The sequence below is a fragment of the Methylobacterium sp. 4-46 genome (assembly GCF_000019365.1).
GTDB lineage: Bacteria > Pseudomonadota > Alphaproteobacteria > Rhizobiales > Beijerinckiaceae > Methylobacterium.
Genome location: NC_010511.1, coordinates 2698895 through 2714201, shown reverse-complemented (window position 1 = coordinate 2714201; position 15307 = coordinate 2698895). Strand labels below are relative to the sequence as shown.

Sequence of the window (15307 nt, the reverse complement as noted above, 5' to 3'; positions counted from 1 at the left end):
GCGGGATGCCCGCGCGGCGGCCGTCTCACCGAAGCTGGTCCCCGTGGCGGGAGGGAGCGGCGCGGTGGTCAGCCTCGGGGAACTCATGACGATCCTGGACCTCCACCGGCAGGGCCTCTCGGTCACCGCCATCGCCCGCCAGCTCGGCCTCGACCGCAAGACCGTCGCCAAGTACATCGCCCGCGGCCTCGAGCCGCCCGTCTACGGACCGCGATCCCCCCGCGCGCGGGCCACCGACGCCTTCCTGCCCTACCTGCGCGAGCGCCTGGCCGCCTACCCGCAGCTTACGGCCGTCCGTCTCTGGCGCGAGTTGAAGGAGCGCGGCTTCGCAGGGGCCTACACCGCCGTGAAGCGAGCCGTGGCCCTGCTTCGCCCCTCAGCTCCTCTGCCTATCGAGCGCCGCTTCGAGACCCCGCCGGGCGAGCAGGCCCAGGTCGACCTCGCCCGCTTCGAGGTCGTCTTCGCCGACGAGCCGGGCGTGACCCGCATCGTCTGGCTGTTCGCGATGGTGCTGGGCCACTCGCGCTATCTCTGGGCCCGCTTCGTCGTCCACCAGGATCTGCAGACGGTCCTGCGCTGCCACATCGCCGCCTTCCAGGCCCTTGGAGGCGCCCCGCGCGAGATCCTCTACGACCGCATGAAGACCGCCGTGATCGGCGAGGATCCCGACGGCTTGGTCATCTATAACCGCAGCCTTCTCGATCTCGCGCGCCACTACGGGTTCCTGCCGCGCGCCTGCCGTCCCTACCGGGCCAAGACCAAGGGCAAGGTCGAGCGCCCGTTCCGCTACCTGCGCGAGGACTTCTTCCTCGCCCGCTCGTTCCGCAACCTCGACGACCTGAACGACCAGCTGCGGCACTGGCTCGACACCGTGGCCAACGCCCGCCGGCACGCCACGACCAAGCGGATCGTCGCCGACGCCTTCGCGGAGGAGCGCAGCCAGCTGCGGGCGCTGCCGCCCGTGCCCTACGAAGCCGTGCTCAGCCTGGAGCGGCGCGTCACCCACGAGGGCTTCGTCTCGGTGGCGGGCAATCTCTACAGCGTGCCCGACACCACCCGCCGCCGCGCCCTGGAGGTGCACGTGCTGGCCGATCAGATCCGCATCTACGAGGCGGGTGAGCTCGTTGCCTGCCACCTGCCCCTGGAAGGGCGTGGGCTGACGCAGGTCGATCCAGCCCATCGGCGGCCGCGATCTCCCCCGCCCGAGCCACGAGACCCTGCCGAGCCGGTGGTCGTCAGGCGCGCCGGCGACCAGGTCGCGCGTCGCCCGCTGGCCATCTACGACGCCGTAGCCCGCCAACTCGCGGGAGCCGGCGTGCCCAGGACCGACCGGGGAGACGCGGCATGAGCGGAACTGGCGAGCTGATCCCCCCACTGGTCGAGCGGATCAAGGCCACGCTGGTAGGGCTGAAGATGCCGCGCGCCCTGGAGATCGTCGACACCACCGTGCGGCGGCTGGAGCGCGGCGAACTCAGCGCGCTGGAGGCGGTCGATGCCCTGCTGAGCGAGGAGCTGAGCCTACGCGAGAGCCGGCGGGTGAAGACCGCGCTGGTGATGGCGCGGCTCTCGACGGTCAAGACGCTGTCGGGCTTCGACTTCGCCTTCCAGCCCTCGCTCGACCGCACCCGCATCCTGGCCCTGGCCGAGCTGGGCTTCGTGGACCGCTGCGAGGTGCTGCACTTCCTCGGCCCGCCCGGCACCGGCAAGAGCCACTTGGCGGTGGCCCTCGGGGTCGAGGCGGTGAAGGCGGGCCGCAGCGTGTACTTCACCACCCTGGCCGACCTTGTGGGAACGCTGGCGCGGGCCGAGCGGGAAGGAACGTTGCGCGAGAAGATCCGCTACTTCTGCCGGCCGGCGCTGCTGATCGTGGACGAGATCGGCTACCTGCCGGTGGTGCCGGGCGGGGGCAACCTGTTCTTCCAGCTCGTCAACGCGCGCTACGAGCGGGGCGCGATGGTCCTGACCTCGAACCGCGGCTTTGCAGAGTGGGGGGAGGTGTTCGGCGATCCGGTGGTGGCGACCGCGCTGCTGGACCGGTTGCTTCACCACGCCGTGGTGGTGCAGATCGAGGGCTCAAGCTACCGGCTGCGCCAGCACACCGCGCTCATGCCCGAGCACATCCGCTCGAAGGCAGCCCTGCAGGCTCCGCCGCTCGCCCCGCCTCCGCGTCGGCGCGGACGCCCGCCCAAGAATGGAGGTGCTCACCTCGGCATCGCCTGACCGCCGAGCCCGCCGATCTGAGGAAAATTGCGCGCCCGAAATTGCGGAAGGTTCGAAGCCCGTTGACACGCAGACCTACGCCTACCCGGGCGGGTCGAACCGGCTGAGCGGGGTCGGCCAGGGCGGGACGGCGGTGCGCTCGTTCCTCTATGATGCGGCCGGGAACCTGACCGGGGACACGCGCGCGGGCACGGCCTACGCCTACGCGATCAGCGATGCGGGCCGGATCGCGCAGGTGACGGTCGGCGGGGTGGTGAAAGCCAATTACCTCTACGACGGCAAGAACCGTCTGTCGGTGCGCCAGGTGGTGAACAGCACGCCGTCGGGGACGCAGCACCTGATCCACGATGTCTGGGACCACGTGCTGGCGGAGACGGACGGGGCGGGCCAGGCGGTGCGGGAATACGTCTGGGCGGGCGACATCCCGGTGGCGGTGGTGGACAGTTCGGCGGGCGCGGGGAGCCCGACGCTCTTGTGGGTGCACGTGGATCACCTGGGGCGTCCGGAGCTGATGACGGACGCGACGAAGGCGGTGAAGTGGCGTGCGGTGTACGAGCCGTTCGGGGCGGTGTCGTCGCTGACGGGCCCTGCGGCGCTGTCGATGCGGTTCCCGGGGCAGTGGTTCCAGCTGGAGGCCGGGCTGGCCTACAACTGGAACCGGCACTACGATGCCACGACAGGACGGTACACCCAACCCGATCCGCTGGGGCTCAACCAGGGACCGCAGATATCGGCGCTTGCCACGCCTCGCCAGAGCGGCTTCTTGTTGCAAAGCGCGTTCGGGCTGGAAAGCAGCACTGATATTGCGGAGGCAGTGGGCGCGGCTGAGTTAAATTTGCGCGTTACCGGTGACGGAGTAAGCCTATACGGGTACGTTCGCCAGAGCCCGGTTATGTGGACGGACCCAACGGGGCTTAACCCGACTGCTATCGTACCTGCTGTTTGTATGATCAATCCGGGATTATGTGCTGGCGCTGCTGCTGCGGCGGCGGGGGTTATAGGTAAGATCTGTGAGCCTCTCTTCTCCAAGAAAAGTGGCAAAGAGCGCGCCACAGATATTCCAAGCTGGGCCAAAGGACAAAAGCCAAATCCGGGCGAAAGTGGACGAGATTTTGCAGATCGAGTCATGGATGCGCGATACGGAAAGGGAAATTATCCAAAAGGTCCTGGCTCTGAATACAACCAGATCAGGAAATACGGAGATAGGTCGAGGTGAGCTATGAATTCTGTTTTTGTTGTTCATCACACAAGGGAGCTGGAAGGAACGGAGGAGTACAAGTTTATAGGCGTATTCAGCAGCGAAAAAAGCGCTAAAGATGCCGTCTTGAAACTGTCAATGATCGAAGGATTTAGGGAGTATGTAGATGGATTTTCTATCGATCGCTACGAAGTAGATAACATTTCTTGGCAGGAAGGCTTTGTAGAGCAGTAGATTATTTGCAATTGCCTACATGGTTCGGCCTGATGCATGGCGCGAGTGAGCTTGCCCGCAGTAAATTTGTGCGGCTCCTATGGGCGCACGTGGGCCACCTGGGCCGTCGGGGCTGATGACGAAAATGCTTGATGCAATATTATCATGTTTAAAATAATCCTTGAGCTCGTTCGTCTACAACGACAATTGCGTAATATGAAAATTCGAGAAAACGGGCGACAGATAAATATATCGTTTAAAATCTCATGTTGCAAACCTAAAAATATATCTCGAGGAGCTTATGGGACTCATTAGCAAAAAGTCCATGAGCGATTTAAAGAGCGCTATAGGAAGGCTTTCATCGACAATTATTGCCACGGTAGTCTGCGATATATAACTTATAATGAAATGTCTCTTGAATTGAATTCTGTTATTAATTCATGTCGATGATGATGCACCTCAAAAAATATGAGACTCGAGACTCAATCGGCCTCAGACGGCGAAGAGGGCGTCCAGGGCGAGGGTCGAGGCGAAGTGGCGGGCGGGTGCGTGGGAGCGGGTCGCGACGCGCCGGAAGTCCCTGAGGCGGCAGAAGATCGCCTCGACCCGCCAACGGTCACGGTCGCGCCGCGTGTCGAGCCGGATCTTGCGGTCGCGGGTGCCAGGAATGACCACGCCGGTGCCCTGCTCACGCAGTTCACCTCGCAGCCAGGCGGCGGCGTCGCCCGTGTCGGCGATGGGCCGAGACATCCGACCCGGCACCTCGGCCAGCACGGTGGGCGCGGTCCTCACGGCGCCGGCGTTGCCGGAGACGAGGCGGATGCCACACCGGCGGCCGATCACGTCGGTGAGGACGTGGATCGTGGCGGTCGGACCTGCGCGCGGGGCGCCGATCTCCCGGGCGCGGGGCCCTCATTGTCCGCCGGGGCGGCACGCGGAGCCTTGACGGAGGTCGCGTCGCGGGCGGCGGCCTCGCCGGACCCTCCGGCCATGGCGGCCGACCTGAGAGTCCGGAAGCCGGAGCGCGCCCCGCCGTGGAAGCGATGGGAGACCGTGGTCGAGGGACCTTACTCGCCCGGGCAGTCCGTCCAGCGACAGCCGCTCGCGATGCCGTGCACGATGCCCGAGAGAATGGTGCGGTCGTCCTCGCGACGAGCGCCGGGCTGGTTGCCGGGCCTGAACGGCGCGATCGCCCGCCATGGCTCGTCCGACAGCCGGAGCAGCTCCGCCAGAGCCTCCGCTATCCGCGAGGCGCTCGGACTCACATCTCTCCCTTCATCGCAGGATCCTGACCCGGTCGAGACCCTGGCCTGAACGAATCGGACGGGAACCGGGTCACTCCTCCCCGCCGACCGCCCGGACCGCGCCGCCCGGCCGGAAGCGCCGGTCGTAATCCGGCGCGTAGAGCGCGCTCTCGCGAAAATCCTCCGCCCCGAGGGCTCGCCCGACCAGGATCAGCGCCGTGCGGTCGATCCCGGCCCGCGCCACCTGCCCGGCGATGTCGCCGAGGGTTCCGCGCAGCACGCGCTCGTCGGGCCAGGACGCCCGGTAGACCACGGCGGCCGGGCAATCCGCCCCGCAATGCGGGATCAGCTCGGCCGCGACCCGATCGATCACCTGGACCGACAGGTGCACGGCGAGCGTCGCCCCGGTCCGCGCGAAGTCGGCGAGCCGCTCCGTCTCCGGCATCGCCGAGGCGCGCCCGCTCGTGCGGGTCAGCACGACCGACTGCGCCACCTCCGGCACCGTGAGCTCCCGCCCCAGCAGCGCCGCTGCCGCCGCGAAGGCCGGCACGCCCGGGGTCAGGCTGTACGGGATGCCGAGCCCGTCGAGCCGCCGCAGCTGCTCGGCCACCGCGCTGTAGACCGAGAGGTCGCCCGAATGCAGCCGGGCCACGTCCGCGCCCCGCGCATGGGCCGCGCGCATCTCGGCCAGGATCGCGTCGAGGTCGAGGGGCGCGGTGTCGATCAGCCGGGCGCCCGGCGGGCACCAGGACAGGATCTCGGGCGCCACGATCGAGCCCGCGTAGAGGCAGACCGGGCAGCGGGCGATCAGGTCGCGGCCGCGCAGGGTGATGAGGTCGGGGGCGCCGGGGCCCGCGCCGATGAAGTGGATGGTCACGCCGGATCCCCCGTCTCCGCGAGCGCGCAGGTGGCGCCGGGGCTCGCGATCCGCGCCAGGACGAGGCGCCCCTGCGGCCCGACCGCCGCGAGCGCCGCCGCCTCCGCCAGCGAGCCGACGCCGCGCAGGCTCGCGACCCTGGCCGAGTGCGTCACCGCCCGCCGCCCCGCCGCCCGCAACGCCTCGACCGCGATGCCGATCACCGGCACCCCGAGCGCGCCCGCGGCCTCGATCAGGGCGGCGTCCGCCGCCCGGTCGTCCGCCGTCGCGAGCGCCCCGAGCCGGCCCGCCGCGACGCCGGCCCGGGCCAGCGCGTCGCGCACCAGGGCGGCGATCTCCGTCGAGCCGGTCGCGTGCCGGAAGCCGATCCCGGCGATGACCGGCCGCGCGGGCCGCGCCGCGGCCGCGTCCTCGCCCGACGCCTCGCTCCCGCCGCCGGGACCGGAGAGCGGATCGGGCACGCCGCGGACGGCGCATCCGCCGGCCGCGAGATCCTGCCACGCGGCGCTCACGGCTTCGTCGCCGCCCATTGCGTCACCGGCATCGCCGGGCGCCAGCCGCGCATCGTCCCGACCGGCTCCGCGCGGGCGATGGCGATCCGGCGCAGCGTCCCGCCGTGGCGCCGATGGGCATCGATCAGCACCGGCTCACTCTCCAGCGTCACCGCGTTGGCGACGAGGCGCCCGCCGGGCGGCAGCGCCTGCCAGACGCAGGCGACCAGGGCCGGGTCCGAGAGGCCCCCGCCCAGGAACGCCGCGTCCGGCGCCGGCAGGTCGCGCAGGGTCGCCGGGGCGCGGCCCTCCCGCACGGTCAGGTCCGGGACGCCGAGCGCGCGGGCATTGCGGCCGATCCGCGCCGCCCGGTCGGCCCGCGCCTCGAACGCCACCGCCCGGTTCGCCGGGTGGCGCAGGCACCACTCGATGGCGACCGAGCCGGACCCCGCCCCCACGTCCCAGAGCCGCTGCCCGGCAAGCGGCCGCAGGGCCGCGAGCGTGATCGCCCGCACCTCGGCCTTGGTGATCTGCCCGTCGGTCTCGAACCACGCCTCGTCGAGCCCCGGGGCGAGCGGCAGCAGCCGCGCCTCCGGCCCGGCCGCGACCTCGACCGCGACGGTGTTGAGGGGATCGATCTCCGCTTCGCCGAACTGCGCGGCGGTCGCCACGCGCCGCCGCTCCCGCTTGCCGCCCATCGCCTCCAGGACCGTCAGGCGGGAATCCGGGAAGCCGCGCTCGGTCAGGAGCCGCGCGAGCCGGCCCGGCGTCGTCCCGTCCCAGGACAGGGCGAGAAGCCGCGCGCCGGGCTGGAGATGCGGGATCACCCGCTCCAGGGCGCGCCCGTGCAGGGTCAGGCAGGCGCATTCGGCGAGCGGCCAGCCGAGGCGCGACGCGGCGAGGCTGAAGGCGGAGGGCTGCGGGAAGCCGATCATCTCGGCGGCGGGCACGCGCCGGGCCAGCTCCGCCCCGACCCCGTAGTGGAACGGATCGCCGGTGGCGAGCACGCAGGTCGGCCGGCCGCGCCGGGCCAGGATCGCCGCGTAGGCCTCCTGCATCGGGCTCGGCCAGACCAGCGTCTCGGCCGCGAGCGGCGCGGCGAGCGCGAGGTGCCGCGCGCCGCCGACCACCAGCCCGGCCCCGTCGAGGGCGGCCCGTGCCGCGGGCGACAGCCCCGCCCGCCCATCCTCCCCGATCCCGACCACCGCGAGCCAGGGCGACGGGATCGACAGGGAGCCGGGCTCAGGCGAGAAGGCGTCCATGCGCATCCTCCTCCTCGGCGGAACCACGGAGGCGACGGGGCTCGCCCGCCGCCTCGCCGAAGATCCCTCCCTTCGCCCGACCCTGTCCCTCGCCGGCCGCACTGCGGCGCCGGCCGCCGCGCCGGTCGCGACCCGCATCGGCGGGTTCGGGGGAGCGGAGGGACTGGCCGCGTGGCTCCGCGCCGAGGGCGTCGACGCCGTGATCGACGCCACCCATCCCTTCGCGCAGGTGATCTCGCGCAACGCCGCCGAGGCCTGCGCCCGCACGGGCACGCCGCTCCTGGCGCTCCGGCGCCCGCCCTGGGCCGCGGTGGCGGGCGACGCGTGGCACGAGGTCGAGACCGTGGCGCAGGCCGTCCCGGCGCTCGGCGAGACGCCCCGGCGCGTCTTCCTGACGGTGGGCCGCCTCGAACTCGCCGCCTTCGCGGCGGCCCCGCAGCACGCCTACCTGGTGCGCACGATCGAGCCGGTCGGCGACGCCCTGCCGGTCGCGGACCTGACCGCCATCACGGCCCGCGGCCCCTTCGCGGAGGCCGAGGAGCGCGACCTGATGCGGCGCCACCGCGTCGAGGTGCTGGTGACAAAGAATTCCGGCGGCACCGCCACCTACGGCAAGATCGCGGCCGCGCGCAGCCTCGGGCTGCCGGTCGTGATCGTGCGCCAGCCGCCCCTCCCGGCCGTCGCCCGGGTGGCGACCCAAGCGGAGGCGCTCGCCTGGCTGCGGAATCATCGCGCCGCCTCCACGCTGCGCGGCGTGTAGACGAAGGGCGGCGCGCCCTCGCGGGGGATCAGCCGGGTCGCCGAGGCCCCGATGATCACGAGCGTGGCCATGTCGGCGGGCGCCTCGCGGGCCTCGGCGAGGGGCAGGATCCGCACCGCCTCGTCCGGCCGCCCGACCGCGCGGGCGAGGATCACCGGCGTCCCGGGTCCGCGATGCTCGGCCGCGCGCCCGAGCGCCGCGGACAGCTGCCAGGGCCGCGCCCGCGAGATCGGGTTGTAGAGGGCGACCACCAGGTCCGCGCGCAGCACCGCGTCGAGGCGCGCCGTGATCACCTCCCAGGGTTTCAGGTTGTCCGAGAGCGAGAGGGCGCAGAAATCCCCCCCGAGCGGCGCCCCGACCCGCGCCGCCGCGGCGAGCATCGCAGTGATCCCGGGCTCGACCGTGATCGGCAGCGCCCGCCAGGCCGGATCCCCGGCCTCCAGCGCCTCGAACAGGGCCGCCGCCATCGCGAAGACGCCGGGATCGCCCCCCGACACCACCGCGACCCGCCGGCCCGCCGCCGCGAGGGCGAGGGCGTGCCGGGCCCGCTCCACCTCGACCCGGTTGTCGGAGGCGTGCCGCACCAGGTCCGGCCGCTCGGGCACCCGGGCGAGGTAGGGCGCGTAGCCGATCAGATCCTCGGCCTCGGCCAGGGCGGCCGCAGCGGCCGGCGTCAGGTAGCGCGGATCCCCCGGCCCGAGCCCGATCACGCAGACCGAGCCCGCGCGCTGCCCCGGACCGGCCGCGCCCCGGGGATCCGCCCCCCCCGAAGGCGCGCTCGCGGACGAGGCCGGGCTCACCGATGAGGCCGGGCTCATGGACGGGGCCGGCCTCATGGGCGCCGGCCCTCGCCCGGGACCAGGACGATCGAGAAATAGGGCGCGGACTCGTCGGGCTTCTCGGCGAGCGGCACGATCGCCTCGCCCGCCATCGTGCCGCGCTCGACGTAGACCGCCCGCCCGAGCAGCCCCGCCTGCGCCAGGGCCGCGCGCACCTTCGGCAGGTGCCGCCCGAGCTTCATGATCACGGCCGCATCGGTGTCGGCGAGGCGCCGCGCCAGGACCGGGCCCGGCAGCGTCGCCGGCAGCACCGTCAGCACGTCGTCGCCCCAGGTGATCGGCGTCCCGGCCCGCGTCCAGCAGCCCGACATCCCCGTCACCCCGGGCACCACCTCCACCGGGAAGCGGTCCTTCAGCCGCCGCCACAGGTGCATGAAGGAGCCGTAGAAGAACGGATCGCCCTCCGACAGGATCGCCACGTCCCGCCCGGCGCCGAGTGCCTGCGCCATCTCGGCCGCCGCCTCGTCGTAGAAGCGGGCGAGCGCGGACACGTAGGTCGGGTCCTCCGGCGGGAGTTCGGTCGTGTACGGGTAGGCGAGCGGCCATTCCCGCGCGGGGTCGCGCACCACCGCGTCGGCGATCGTGCGGGCGTTGCCCCGGCGGCCCGCCTTGCAGAAATGCACGAGGTGATGGGCGCGCTCCAGCACGCGCACGGCCCGCACGGTGAGGTAGTCCGGGTTCCCCGGCCCCATCCCGACGCCGTAGAGCGTGCCGGTGACGGCGGCGAGGGGGCGCTCCTGCGGGCAGGAGGGCGCCGGCGGCGGCCCGGTCAGCGCGTCCATCACTCGACCTCGCTCGCCAGCGCGTTGACCGCCGCCGCCGCCATGGCGCTGCCGCCGCGGCGCCCGCGCACGATCAGGAACGGAACCCGGCCGTCCTCGGCCAGGGCCTCCTTGGACTCCGCCGCGCCCACGAAGCCCACCGGCACGCCGATCACCGCGGCGGGCGGGGCCACGCCCTCGTCGAGGAGTTCGAGCAGGCGGAACAGGGCCGTCGGCGCGTTGCCGACCGCCACCACGGCGCCCGGCAGCCGCGCGCGCCACAATTCCATCGCGGCGGCGGTGCGCGTCGTGCCGAGTTCGGCCGCGAGGCCCGGTACGCGCGGGTCGGCGAGGGTGCAGATCACCTCGTTGCCGGCCGGCAGCCGCGCCCGCGTGACGCCGTCCGCCACCATGCGCGCGTCGCACAGGATCGGGGCGCCCGCCCGCAGGGCCGCCTCCCCGGCGCGCGCGAAATCCGGCGAGGCCGCCACGTCCGCCGGCAGGTCGGTCATGCCGCAGGCGTGGATCATCCGCACCACGACCCGCTCCGCCGCGCCCTCGAAGCGGGACAGGTCGGATTCCGCGCGGATGATCGCGAAGGAGCGCGCATAGATCGCGGCGCCGTCGCGGATATAGTCGAGGCGCGTGCTCATGCGGGCTCCCGGAATGCGTGCCTGAGGTCGGTGGCGGTCTCGGCGCTGTTTAGCCGCTCAAGCACCGCGTCGAAAGGGAGGGTGAGGCGCGGCGCGCCCCCCGCGTGACCGGCGAGCACCACCCCGTAGCGGCCGTCCGGCTGCCCGACGAGGGTGAGGTCGGCCGCGGCCGGATGCGCGCAGCCCTTCGGGCAGGCCGAGACGTGCAGGGTGAGGCCCCGCCGCGCGAGGTCCGGCCGCGCGGCGGCGAGCCGCGCCGCGTCGGCCGAGGCGGCCGTGCCGCCCGAGGCGCAGGCCGGGCGGCCCGGGCAGGCCGCGATGGCCCGCCTTGGATCGCCCGGATCGGTGATCAGGCCGGCCGCCGCGGCCGCCGCGGCGAGGTTCCGCGCCGCCCGCGGGCCCTCCCCCACGAGCATCACGCCGCGCCAGGGCGTCAGCAGGAGGGTGCCGTCCCCGTCGCGGGCGCTCGCCGCGGCGAGCGCGGCGAGCCGGTCGGCGTCGCAGCGCCCGAAGGGCAGTTCGGCGACGAGGCCGACGCGTCCCTCCCCGAGCGGGTGCGGCCCGGGATCGAGCGGCGGCGCGGCCGGCGGCGGCGGGCCCGGCGCGAGCCCGGCGGCGTCGCGCAACGCGCCCCGCGCCGGCGCGTCGAGCGCCCGCATCCGCCGCGCGCCGCTCCCCGCGAGGCCCGCCAGGATCGCCTCCGCGGCGGGCACGAGCCGGTCGGCCGGGACGGGCCGGGTCCAGGCGAGGCCGTCCGCCGCGCCGAGGCCGACCTGGAAGCGCTCGGGTGCCCCGGCATCCGGCCCGCCGAGCCGGCGGACCAGCAGATCCGCCTCGACCGGCCCGACCCCCCAGGCATCGGCCTCCACGGCCACGAGCGTCTTCGCCGGCAGCCCGGCCACGCGCAGCCCGGCCTCCTCCAGGGCCGCGATCACCGCGGCGAGCCCGTCCTCCCGCGCGGCGAGGGGCGAGGCGAGGGTGAGCCGCTGCGGCCCGCCATCCCGCCGCCGGTCGCCGAGCCCGGCCGCGTCGAGCCGCGCGGCGAGGCCCGGATGGGTCTCGGCGCCGACGCCCCGCACCTGCAGGTTGCCGCGCGCCGTCACGTCGATCAGGCCGTTGCCGAAGGCCCGCGCGCCCTCGGCCACGGCCAGGGCCTGGGCGGCGGTGAGCCGGCCGGCCGGCGGGTGGACGCGCACCAGCAGCCCGTCCCCCGTCGGCATCGGCCGGGCGACACCGGGGCACCAGCCGCGGCGGGGGGCCGGGTTCATTCCGCCGCCTCCCGGGATGCGGGGTCCAGGGCGGCGAGCGAGTTGCGCCGGCTCCGCCACAGCCCGCGACGGCGCAGATCCTCGAACCGGTCGAGGATCGCCCGCGCCGCGGCCGGATTCGCCGCCTCGATCGCCTCGCAGGTGGCGAGGTCGCCGATCCAGGCCCCGTAGAGCCGGTCGAGATCGGCGTCGCGCACCGCCTCGGTGGTGGCCGCCAGCACGAAGAGCGCGTCGAGCCCCTGCGCCAGTTCCTGCGCGCCGCGCCAGCCGTGCCGCAGCTGCGCGGCGATCCAGCGCGGATGGGCGAGCCGCCCCCGCACCAGCCGCGCCACGTCCTCGGCGGCCGTCCGCGCCCGGGGCGCCTCCGGCCGGCTCACGTCGAGGCTGTAGAGGGCGGGCGCCGCGCCGGCGAGCGCCGCCGCCGCGGCGAAGCCGCCCATCGCGTCCGCCGCCGCGTCGCCGTCGAGGAGGTCGCGCTCGGCCACGTCGAAGGCGTGCAGGTAGGCATCCGCCGCCGCCACCAGCCCGGCGAAATCGCCCTCCCCGGGCCCCGCCGCCTGCGCGGTGGCGGAGAGGTAGGCCCGGCCCAGATCCTCCCGGCCCGCGAAGGCGCCGTCGAGGGCGAGCCCCGCCGCCCCGGCCCCGTAGCGCCCGGGCGCGGCGCCGAAGACCCGGGCCACCGCCTCGCCGCGCCGCCGCGCCGCCGCGAGCGGGTTGTCCGCATCCTCCTCCTCCCGCGCCGCCACCGCCCGGGCCGCTTGGTCGAGGAGCGCCAGCGCCTCCGGGAACGTGTCGCGGAAGGCGCCCGAGACCCGCACCGCCACGTCGATGCGCGGCCGGTCGAGGAGGGCGAGCGGCAGCACCTCGAACCCGGTCACCCGCGTCGAGGCATGGTCCCAGGTCGGGCGCACCCCCATCAGCGCGAGGGCGTGCGCCACGTCCTCGCCCCCCGTCCGCAGGGTCGGCGAGGCCCACAGGTCCATCACGATCCGCGCCGGGTACTCGCCCTCGTCCTGCAGGTAGCGCCGCACCACCTCGGCGGCGGCCCTCTCGCCGAGCAGGGACGCCGCCCGGGTCGGCAGGGCCCGCGGGTCGAGGGTGGTGAGGTTGCGCCCGGTCGGCAGCACGTCCGCGCGCCCGCGCGAGGGCGAGCCCGCCGGCCCCGGCGGCACGAAGCGCCCGTCGAGCGCCGCGAGCAATCCCGCCCGCTCGCCCTCGGCGCAGCATTCGCGGCCCGCCGGCGCCTGCCCGAACACGTGCAGCCCGTCCCGGATCGTCACCTCGGCGAGGTCGCACAGATGCGCGTCGAGGGCGGGCAGCGCCTCCTCCATCGGGGTCGCCCGGTCGATCCCGGCCGCGTCGAGCAGCCCCGCCTCGTCGGCCCGCTCCAGGATGCCGCGCGCGATCAGCCCGGCCCGGCGCGGGTCGAGGACGCTCGCCGTCGCGTATTCCTCCACGAGCTCCCTCAGGGCCGCGGCCTGCGGGTCGAGCCCGGCCGCGGCGGTCTCGGGCGTGAGGTGCCCGATCGTCACCGCCCCGAGCCGGCGCTTGGCCGGCGCCGCCTCGCCGGGATCGTCGACGATGAAGGGGTAGATCACCGGCAGCGCCCCGACCGCGAGGGCGGGCCAGCACAGGGGCGAGGGCGCCACCGCCTTGCCGGGCAGCCACTCGGTCGTGCCGTGCGTGCCGAGATGGATCAGCGCGTCCGCCTGCTCCCGGAGCGCGAGGTGGAAGGCCAGGTAGGCGTGGCTCGGGACCGCGTCCGGGTCGTGGTAACCCGCCTTGCGGGATTCGGGATCGCCGGCCGCCCGTCCCCGGTCCGGCTGCAGCGCCACGAGCACCTGCCCGATCCGGGCGGCGCGGAACCGGAAGGCCCCCTCCCGCAGCGCCGGATCCTGCTCGGGCTCGCCCCAGGCGGCCGCGAGCGCCTCGCGCGACGGCGCCGGCAGCCGCGCGAGCCAGGCCCGATAGGCGCCGAGCGGCACCGCCAGGGCGGGCGCCTCCTCGGTGAGGCGCCGCATCAGCGCCCCCGGCGCCGGGCGCGGCCCGACCGCGTAGCCCTCCCGCGCCAGCAGGTCGAGGATCGCGACGGCGCTCGCCGGGGTGTCGAGGCCGACCGCGAAGCCCGCCCGCCCTCCCCGCGCCGGGTAGTCGGACAGGACCAGCGCGAGGCGCCGCTCCGCCGGCTTCCGGCGCGCGAGCCGGACCCAGGCGGCCGCCCGCGCGGCGAGGGCCGCGCAGCCGGCGAAATCCGGGATGGCCCGGCGCTGCGTGAAGCCCTCGCTCTCGGACACCTCCTCCTTGAAGCTGATCGGATATCCGGCGAGGCGGCCGTCGAATTCCGGCAGCGCCACCTGCATGGCGAGGTCGGCGGCGCCGAGCCCCCGCCCCGAGGCCGCCCAGGCCGCGCGCGGCGCCCCGACGGTGAAGGCCTGGATCACCGGGCAGGCGGCCGCGTCGAGCACGAAGCGCGCGTCCTCCCGCGCCGAGAAGGCGGTGGCCGCCACCACGATGGCGGGCGGGCGGGCCACGATCGCCTCCCGCAGGGCGGCGACCGCCTCCGGGTCCTTCAGGCTCGACACCGCGACGACGACGGGCGCGAGCCCCTCCGCGTGCAGGGCCGCCGCCAGCGCGGCGGCCGGGGCCGCATCCCCCCCGAGCACGGCCGAGCGGTAGACCAGCACGAGGGCCGTCGCCGCGCCCGGCCACGCGGCCGGCAGGCGCGAGGGCTCCGTCATCCCGCAGCCGGGGCACCACACGAAGCCCCGCGGCAGCGGCCGCGGCGGCTCCGCCCGCACCGGCGCGCCGAGCTCGCCCGCGATCCGCAGCAGCATCCGGCGCAGGTTCTCGGGCCCGCCGGCGCGGAAATAGGCGTCGAGGGTCTCGCGCAGCTCGGCCGGGACCGTGCCGAAGGCGGCGAGCCGCGGATCCGGCCGGTCGTCGCCTGGCAGGATTGCGAGCGGGATGCCGCCGGCCCGGCAGACCTGCGCGACCCGCTCGACGCCGTAGCGCCAGTAATCGAGTCCGCCGAGGCAGCGCACGACCACGAACCGCGCCCGCGCCACCACCTGCTCGGCGTAGAGGTCGACCGAGAGGGGGTGGCGCAGCCGCGCCAGCTTGGCGAGCCGCAGGCTCGGCATCGCCGCGGCGCGGCCCGCCTCCGCCTGCGCGGCCGCGAGGCCGGCGAGGTCCGAATCCGTGAAGGACAGGGCCACCACGTCCCCGGGCGACTGGCCCGGATCCACCGCCGCCTCGCCCTCGTCGAGCGAGACCGAATCGACGCGCAGGAGATGCATCAGGCCCCGCCGGACGGCTGCGCCCCGCGGACGAGGCGCGGGGAGGCCGCCGTGAGGGCGTCGGGGTCGCGGGCGCCCGTCATCACGCGGACCGGGACGCCGCCGACCAGGTCGTCGCGCGCCTCCCGGCGCTCCTGCCAGGCGAAGAATTCCGGCACCGTCCAGCGCCGCGACGCGGGCTCCGACATGGCTCCCCTCCTCAAGGCCCGGGGGCAGCCCCGGGCC

General features: G+C 74.3%; 14 protein-coding genes and 1 pseudogene. 5 read left to right on the top strand and 10 right to left on the bottom strand.

Going from position 1 to position 15307, the window contains the following annotated elements; genetic code table 11:
• The first annotated feature begins 64 nt into the window (after positions 1–64).
• The 4 genes from istA to M446_RS37065 are packed head-to-tail and all read left to right on the top strand — an operon-like array spanning position 65 to position 3652.
• Complete coding sequence (gene istA, locus M446_RS11695) at positions 65–1348, top strand: IS21-like element ISMtsp8 family transposase (protein ID WP_012290058.1); 1284 nt, start codon at positions 65–67, stop codon at positions 1346–1348.
• Positions 1345–2220, top strand: coding sequence for an IS21-like element ISMtsp8 family helper ATPase IstB (gene istB / locus M446_RS11690; protein WP_012290057.1), 876 nt, complete (start codon positions 1345–1347; stop codon positions 2218–2220). Before istA ends, istB begins: the two co-directional genes overlap by 4 nt.
• Positions 2192–3436, top strand: a complete 1245-nt coding sequence (locus M446_RS11685) for an RHS repeat domain-containing protein (RefSeq protein WP_012332312.1) — start codon at positions 2192–2194, stop codon at positions 3434–3436. The genes istB and M446_RS11685 overlap by 29 nt, the downstream gene beginning before the upstream one ends.
• Before the next feature lie 3 nt (positions 3437–3439).
• Complete coding sequence (locus M446_RS37065; RefSeq protein WP_012332311.1) at positions 3440–3652, top strand: hypothetical protein; 213 nt, start codon at positions 3440–3442, stop codon at positions 3650–3652.
• A gap of 471 nt (positions 3653–4123) precedes the next feature.
• Here M446_RS37065 and M446_RS35140 read toward each other — a convergent pair.
• The 4 genes and pseudogenes from M446_RS35140 to M446_RS11660 form a co-directional block, all read right to left on the bottom strand.
• Positions 4124–4863 (bottom strand): annotated as a pseudogene (locus M446_RS35140) (IS5 family transposase).
• A gap of 103 nt (positions 4864–4966) precedes the next feature.
• Positions 4967–5752, bottom strand: a complete 786-nt coding sequence (cobM, locus tag M446_RS11670) for a precorrin-4 C(11)-methyltransferase (RefSeq protein WP_012332310.1) — start codon at positions 5750–5752, stop codon at positions 4967–4969.
• A complete protein-coding gene (locus tag M446_RS11665; protein ID WP_083784664.1) occupies positions 5749–6282 on the bottom strand; it encodes a cobalamin biosynthesis protein in 534 nt (177 codons plus the stop codon). Before M446_RS11665 ends, cobM begins: the two co-directional genes overlap by 4 nt.
• Positions 6261–7505 carry a bifunctional cobalt-precorrin-7 (C(5))-methyltransferase/cobalt-precorrin-6B (C(15))-methyltransferase gene (locus tag M446_RS11660; RefSeq protein ID WP_012332308.1) on the bottom strand — a complete coding sequence of 415 codons (1245 nt, stop codon included), beginning with the start codon at positions 7503–7505 and terminating at the stop codon, positions 6261–6263. Before M446_RS11660 ends, M446_RS11665 begins: the two co-directional genes overlap by 22 nt.
• Here M446_RS11660 and M446_RS11655 point away from each other — a divergent pair.
• Complete coding sequence (locus tag M446_RS11655; RefSeq protein WP_012332307.1) at positions 7504–8265, top strand: cobalt-precorrin-6A reductase; 762 nt, start codon at positions 7504–7506, stop codon at positions 8263–8265. The two genes, M446_RS11660 and M446_RS11655, sit on opposite strands and share 2 nt — an antisense overlap.
• Here the strand turns inward: M446_RS11655 and cobJ are convergent.
• Genes cobJ through M446_RS11625 form a run of 6 tightly spaced genes read right to left on the bottom strand, consistent with a single transcriptional unit; the run spans position 8232 to position 15270 of the window.
• Complete coding sequence (gene cobJ, locus M446_RS11650; protein ID WP_012332306.1) at positions 8232–9083, bottom strand: precorrin-3B C(17)-methyltransferase; 852 nt, start codon at positions 9081–9083, stop codon at positions 8232–8234. The genes M446_RS11655 and cobJ overlap by 34 nt on opposite strands.
• A gap of 14 nt (positions 9084–9097) precedes the next feature.
• Positions 9098–9886, bottom strand: coding sequence for a precorrin-2 C(20)-methyltransferase (locus M446_RS11645; RefSeq protein WP_012332305.1), 789 nt, complete (start codon positions 9884–9886; stop codon positions 9098–9100).
• Positions 9886–10518: a precorrin-8X methylmutase gene (locus M446_RS11640; protein WP_012332304.1), complete on the bottom strand. Its 633-nt coding sequence runs from the start codon at positions 10516–10518 to the stop codon at positions 9886–9888. Before M446_RS11640 ends, M446_RS11645 begins: the two co-directional genes overlap by 1 nt.
• Positions 10515–11786: a nitrite reductase gene (locus M446_RS11635; protein ID WP_012332303.1), complete on the bottom strand. Its 1272-nt coding sequence runs from the start codon at positions 11784–11786 to the stop codon at positions 10515–10517. The genes M446_RS11640 and M446_RS11635 overlap by 4 nt, the downstream gene beginning before the upstream one ends.
• A complete protein-coding gene (gene cobN, locus M446_RS11630) occupies positions 11783–15082 on the bottom strand; it encodes a cobaltochelatase subunit CobN (protein WP_012332302.1) in 3300 nt (1099 codons plus the stop codon). Before cobN ends, M446_RS11635 begins: the two co-directional genes overlap by 4 nt.
• Complete coding sequence (locus M446_RS11625; protein ID WP_043701130.1) at positions 15082–15270, bottom strand: hypothetical protein; 189 nt, start codon at positions 15268–15270, stop codon at positions 15082–15084. Before M446_RS11625 ends, cobN begins: the two co-directional genes overlap by 1 nt.
• Between the last annotated feature and the right edge of the window lie 37 nt (positions 15271–15307).

Excerpts from the sequence above, each read along its gene's own strand:
- istB (WP_012290057.1), top strand. The coding sequence starts at position 1,345 with ATGAGCGGAACTGGCGAGCTGATCCCCCCACTGGTCGAGCGGATCAAG.
- M446_RS11685 (WP_012332312.1), top strand. The coding sequence starts at position 2,192 with ATGGAGGTGCTCACCTCGGCATCGCCTGACCGCCGAGCCCGCCGATCT.
- M446_RS37065 (WP_012332311.1), top strand. The coding sequence starts at position 3,440 with ATGAATTCTGTTTTTGTTGTTCATCACACAAGGGAGCTGGAAGGAACG.
- M446_RS11665 (WP_083784664.1), bottom strand. The coding sequence starts at position 6,282 with ATGGGCGGCGACGAAGCCGTGAGCGCCGCGTGGCAGGATCTCGCGGCC.
- M446_RS11655 (WP_012332307.1), top strand. The coding sequence starts at position 7,504 with ATGCGCATCCTCCTCCTCGGCGGAACCACGGAGGCGACGGGGCTCGCC.
- M446_RS11660 (WP_012332308.1), bottom strand. The coding sequence starts at position 7,505 with ATGGACGCCTTCTCGCCTGAGCCCGGCTCCCTGTCGATCCCGTCGCCC.
- cobJ (WP_012332306.1), bottom strand. The coding sequence starts at position 9,083 with ATGAGCCCGGCCTCATCGGTGAGCCCGGCCTCGTCCGCGAGCGCGCCT.
- M446_RS11645 (WP_012332305.1), bottom strand. The coding sequence starts at position 9,886 with ATGGACGCGCTGACCGGGCCGCCGCCGGCGCCCTCCTGCCCGCAGGAG.
- M446_RS11640 (WP_012332304.1), bottom strand. The coding sequence starts at position 10,518 with ATGAGCACGCGCCTCGACTATATCCGCGACGGCGCCGCGATCTATGCG.
- M446_RS11635 (WP_012332303.1), bottom strand. The coding sequence starts at position 11,786 with ATGAACCCGGCCCCCCGCCGCGGCTGGTGCCCCGGTGTCGCCCGGCCG.
- cobN (WP_012332302.1), bottom strand. The coding sequence starts at position 15,082 with ATGCATCTCCTGCGCGTCGATTCGGTCTCGCTCGACGAGGGCGAGGCG.
- M446_RS11625 (WP_043701130.1), bottom strand. The coding sequence starts at position 15,270 with ATGTCGGAGCCCGCGTCGCGGCGCTGGACGGTGCCGGAATTCTTCGCC.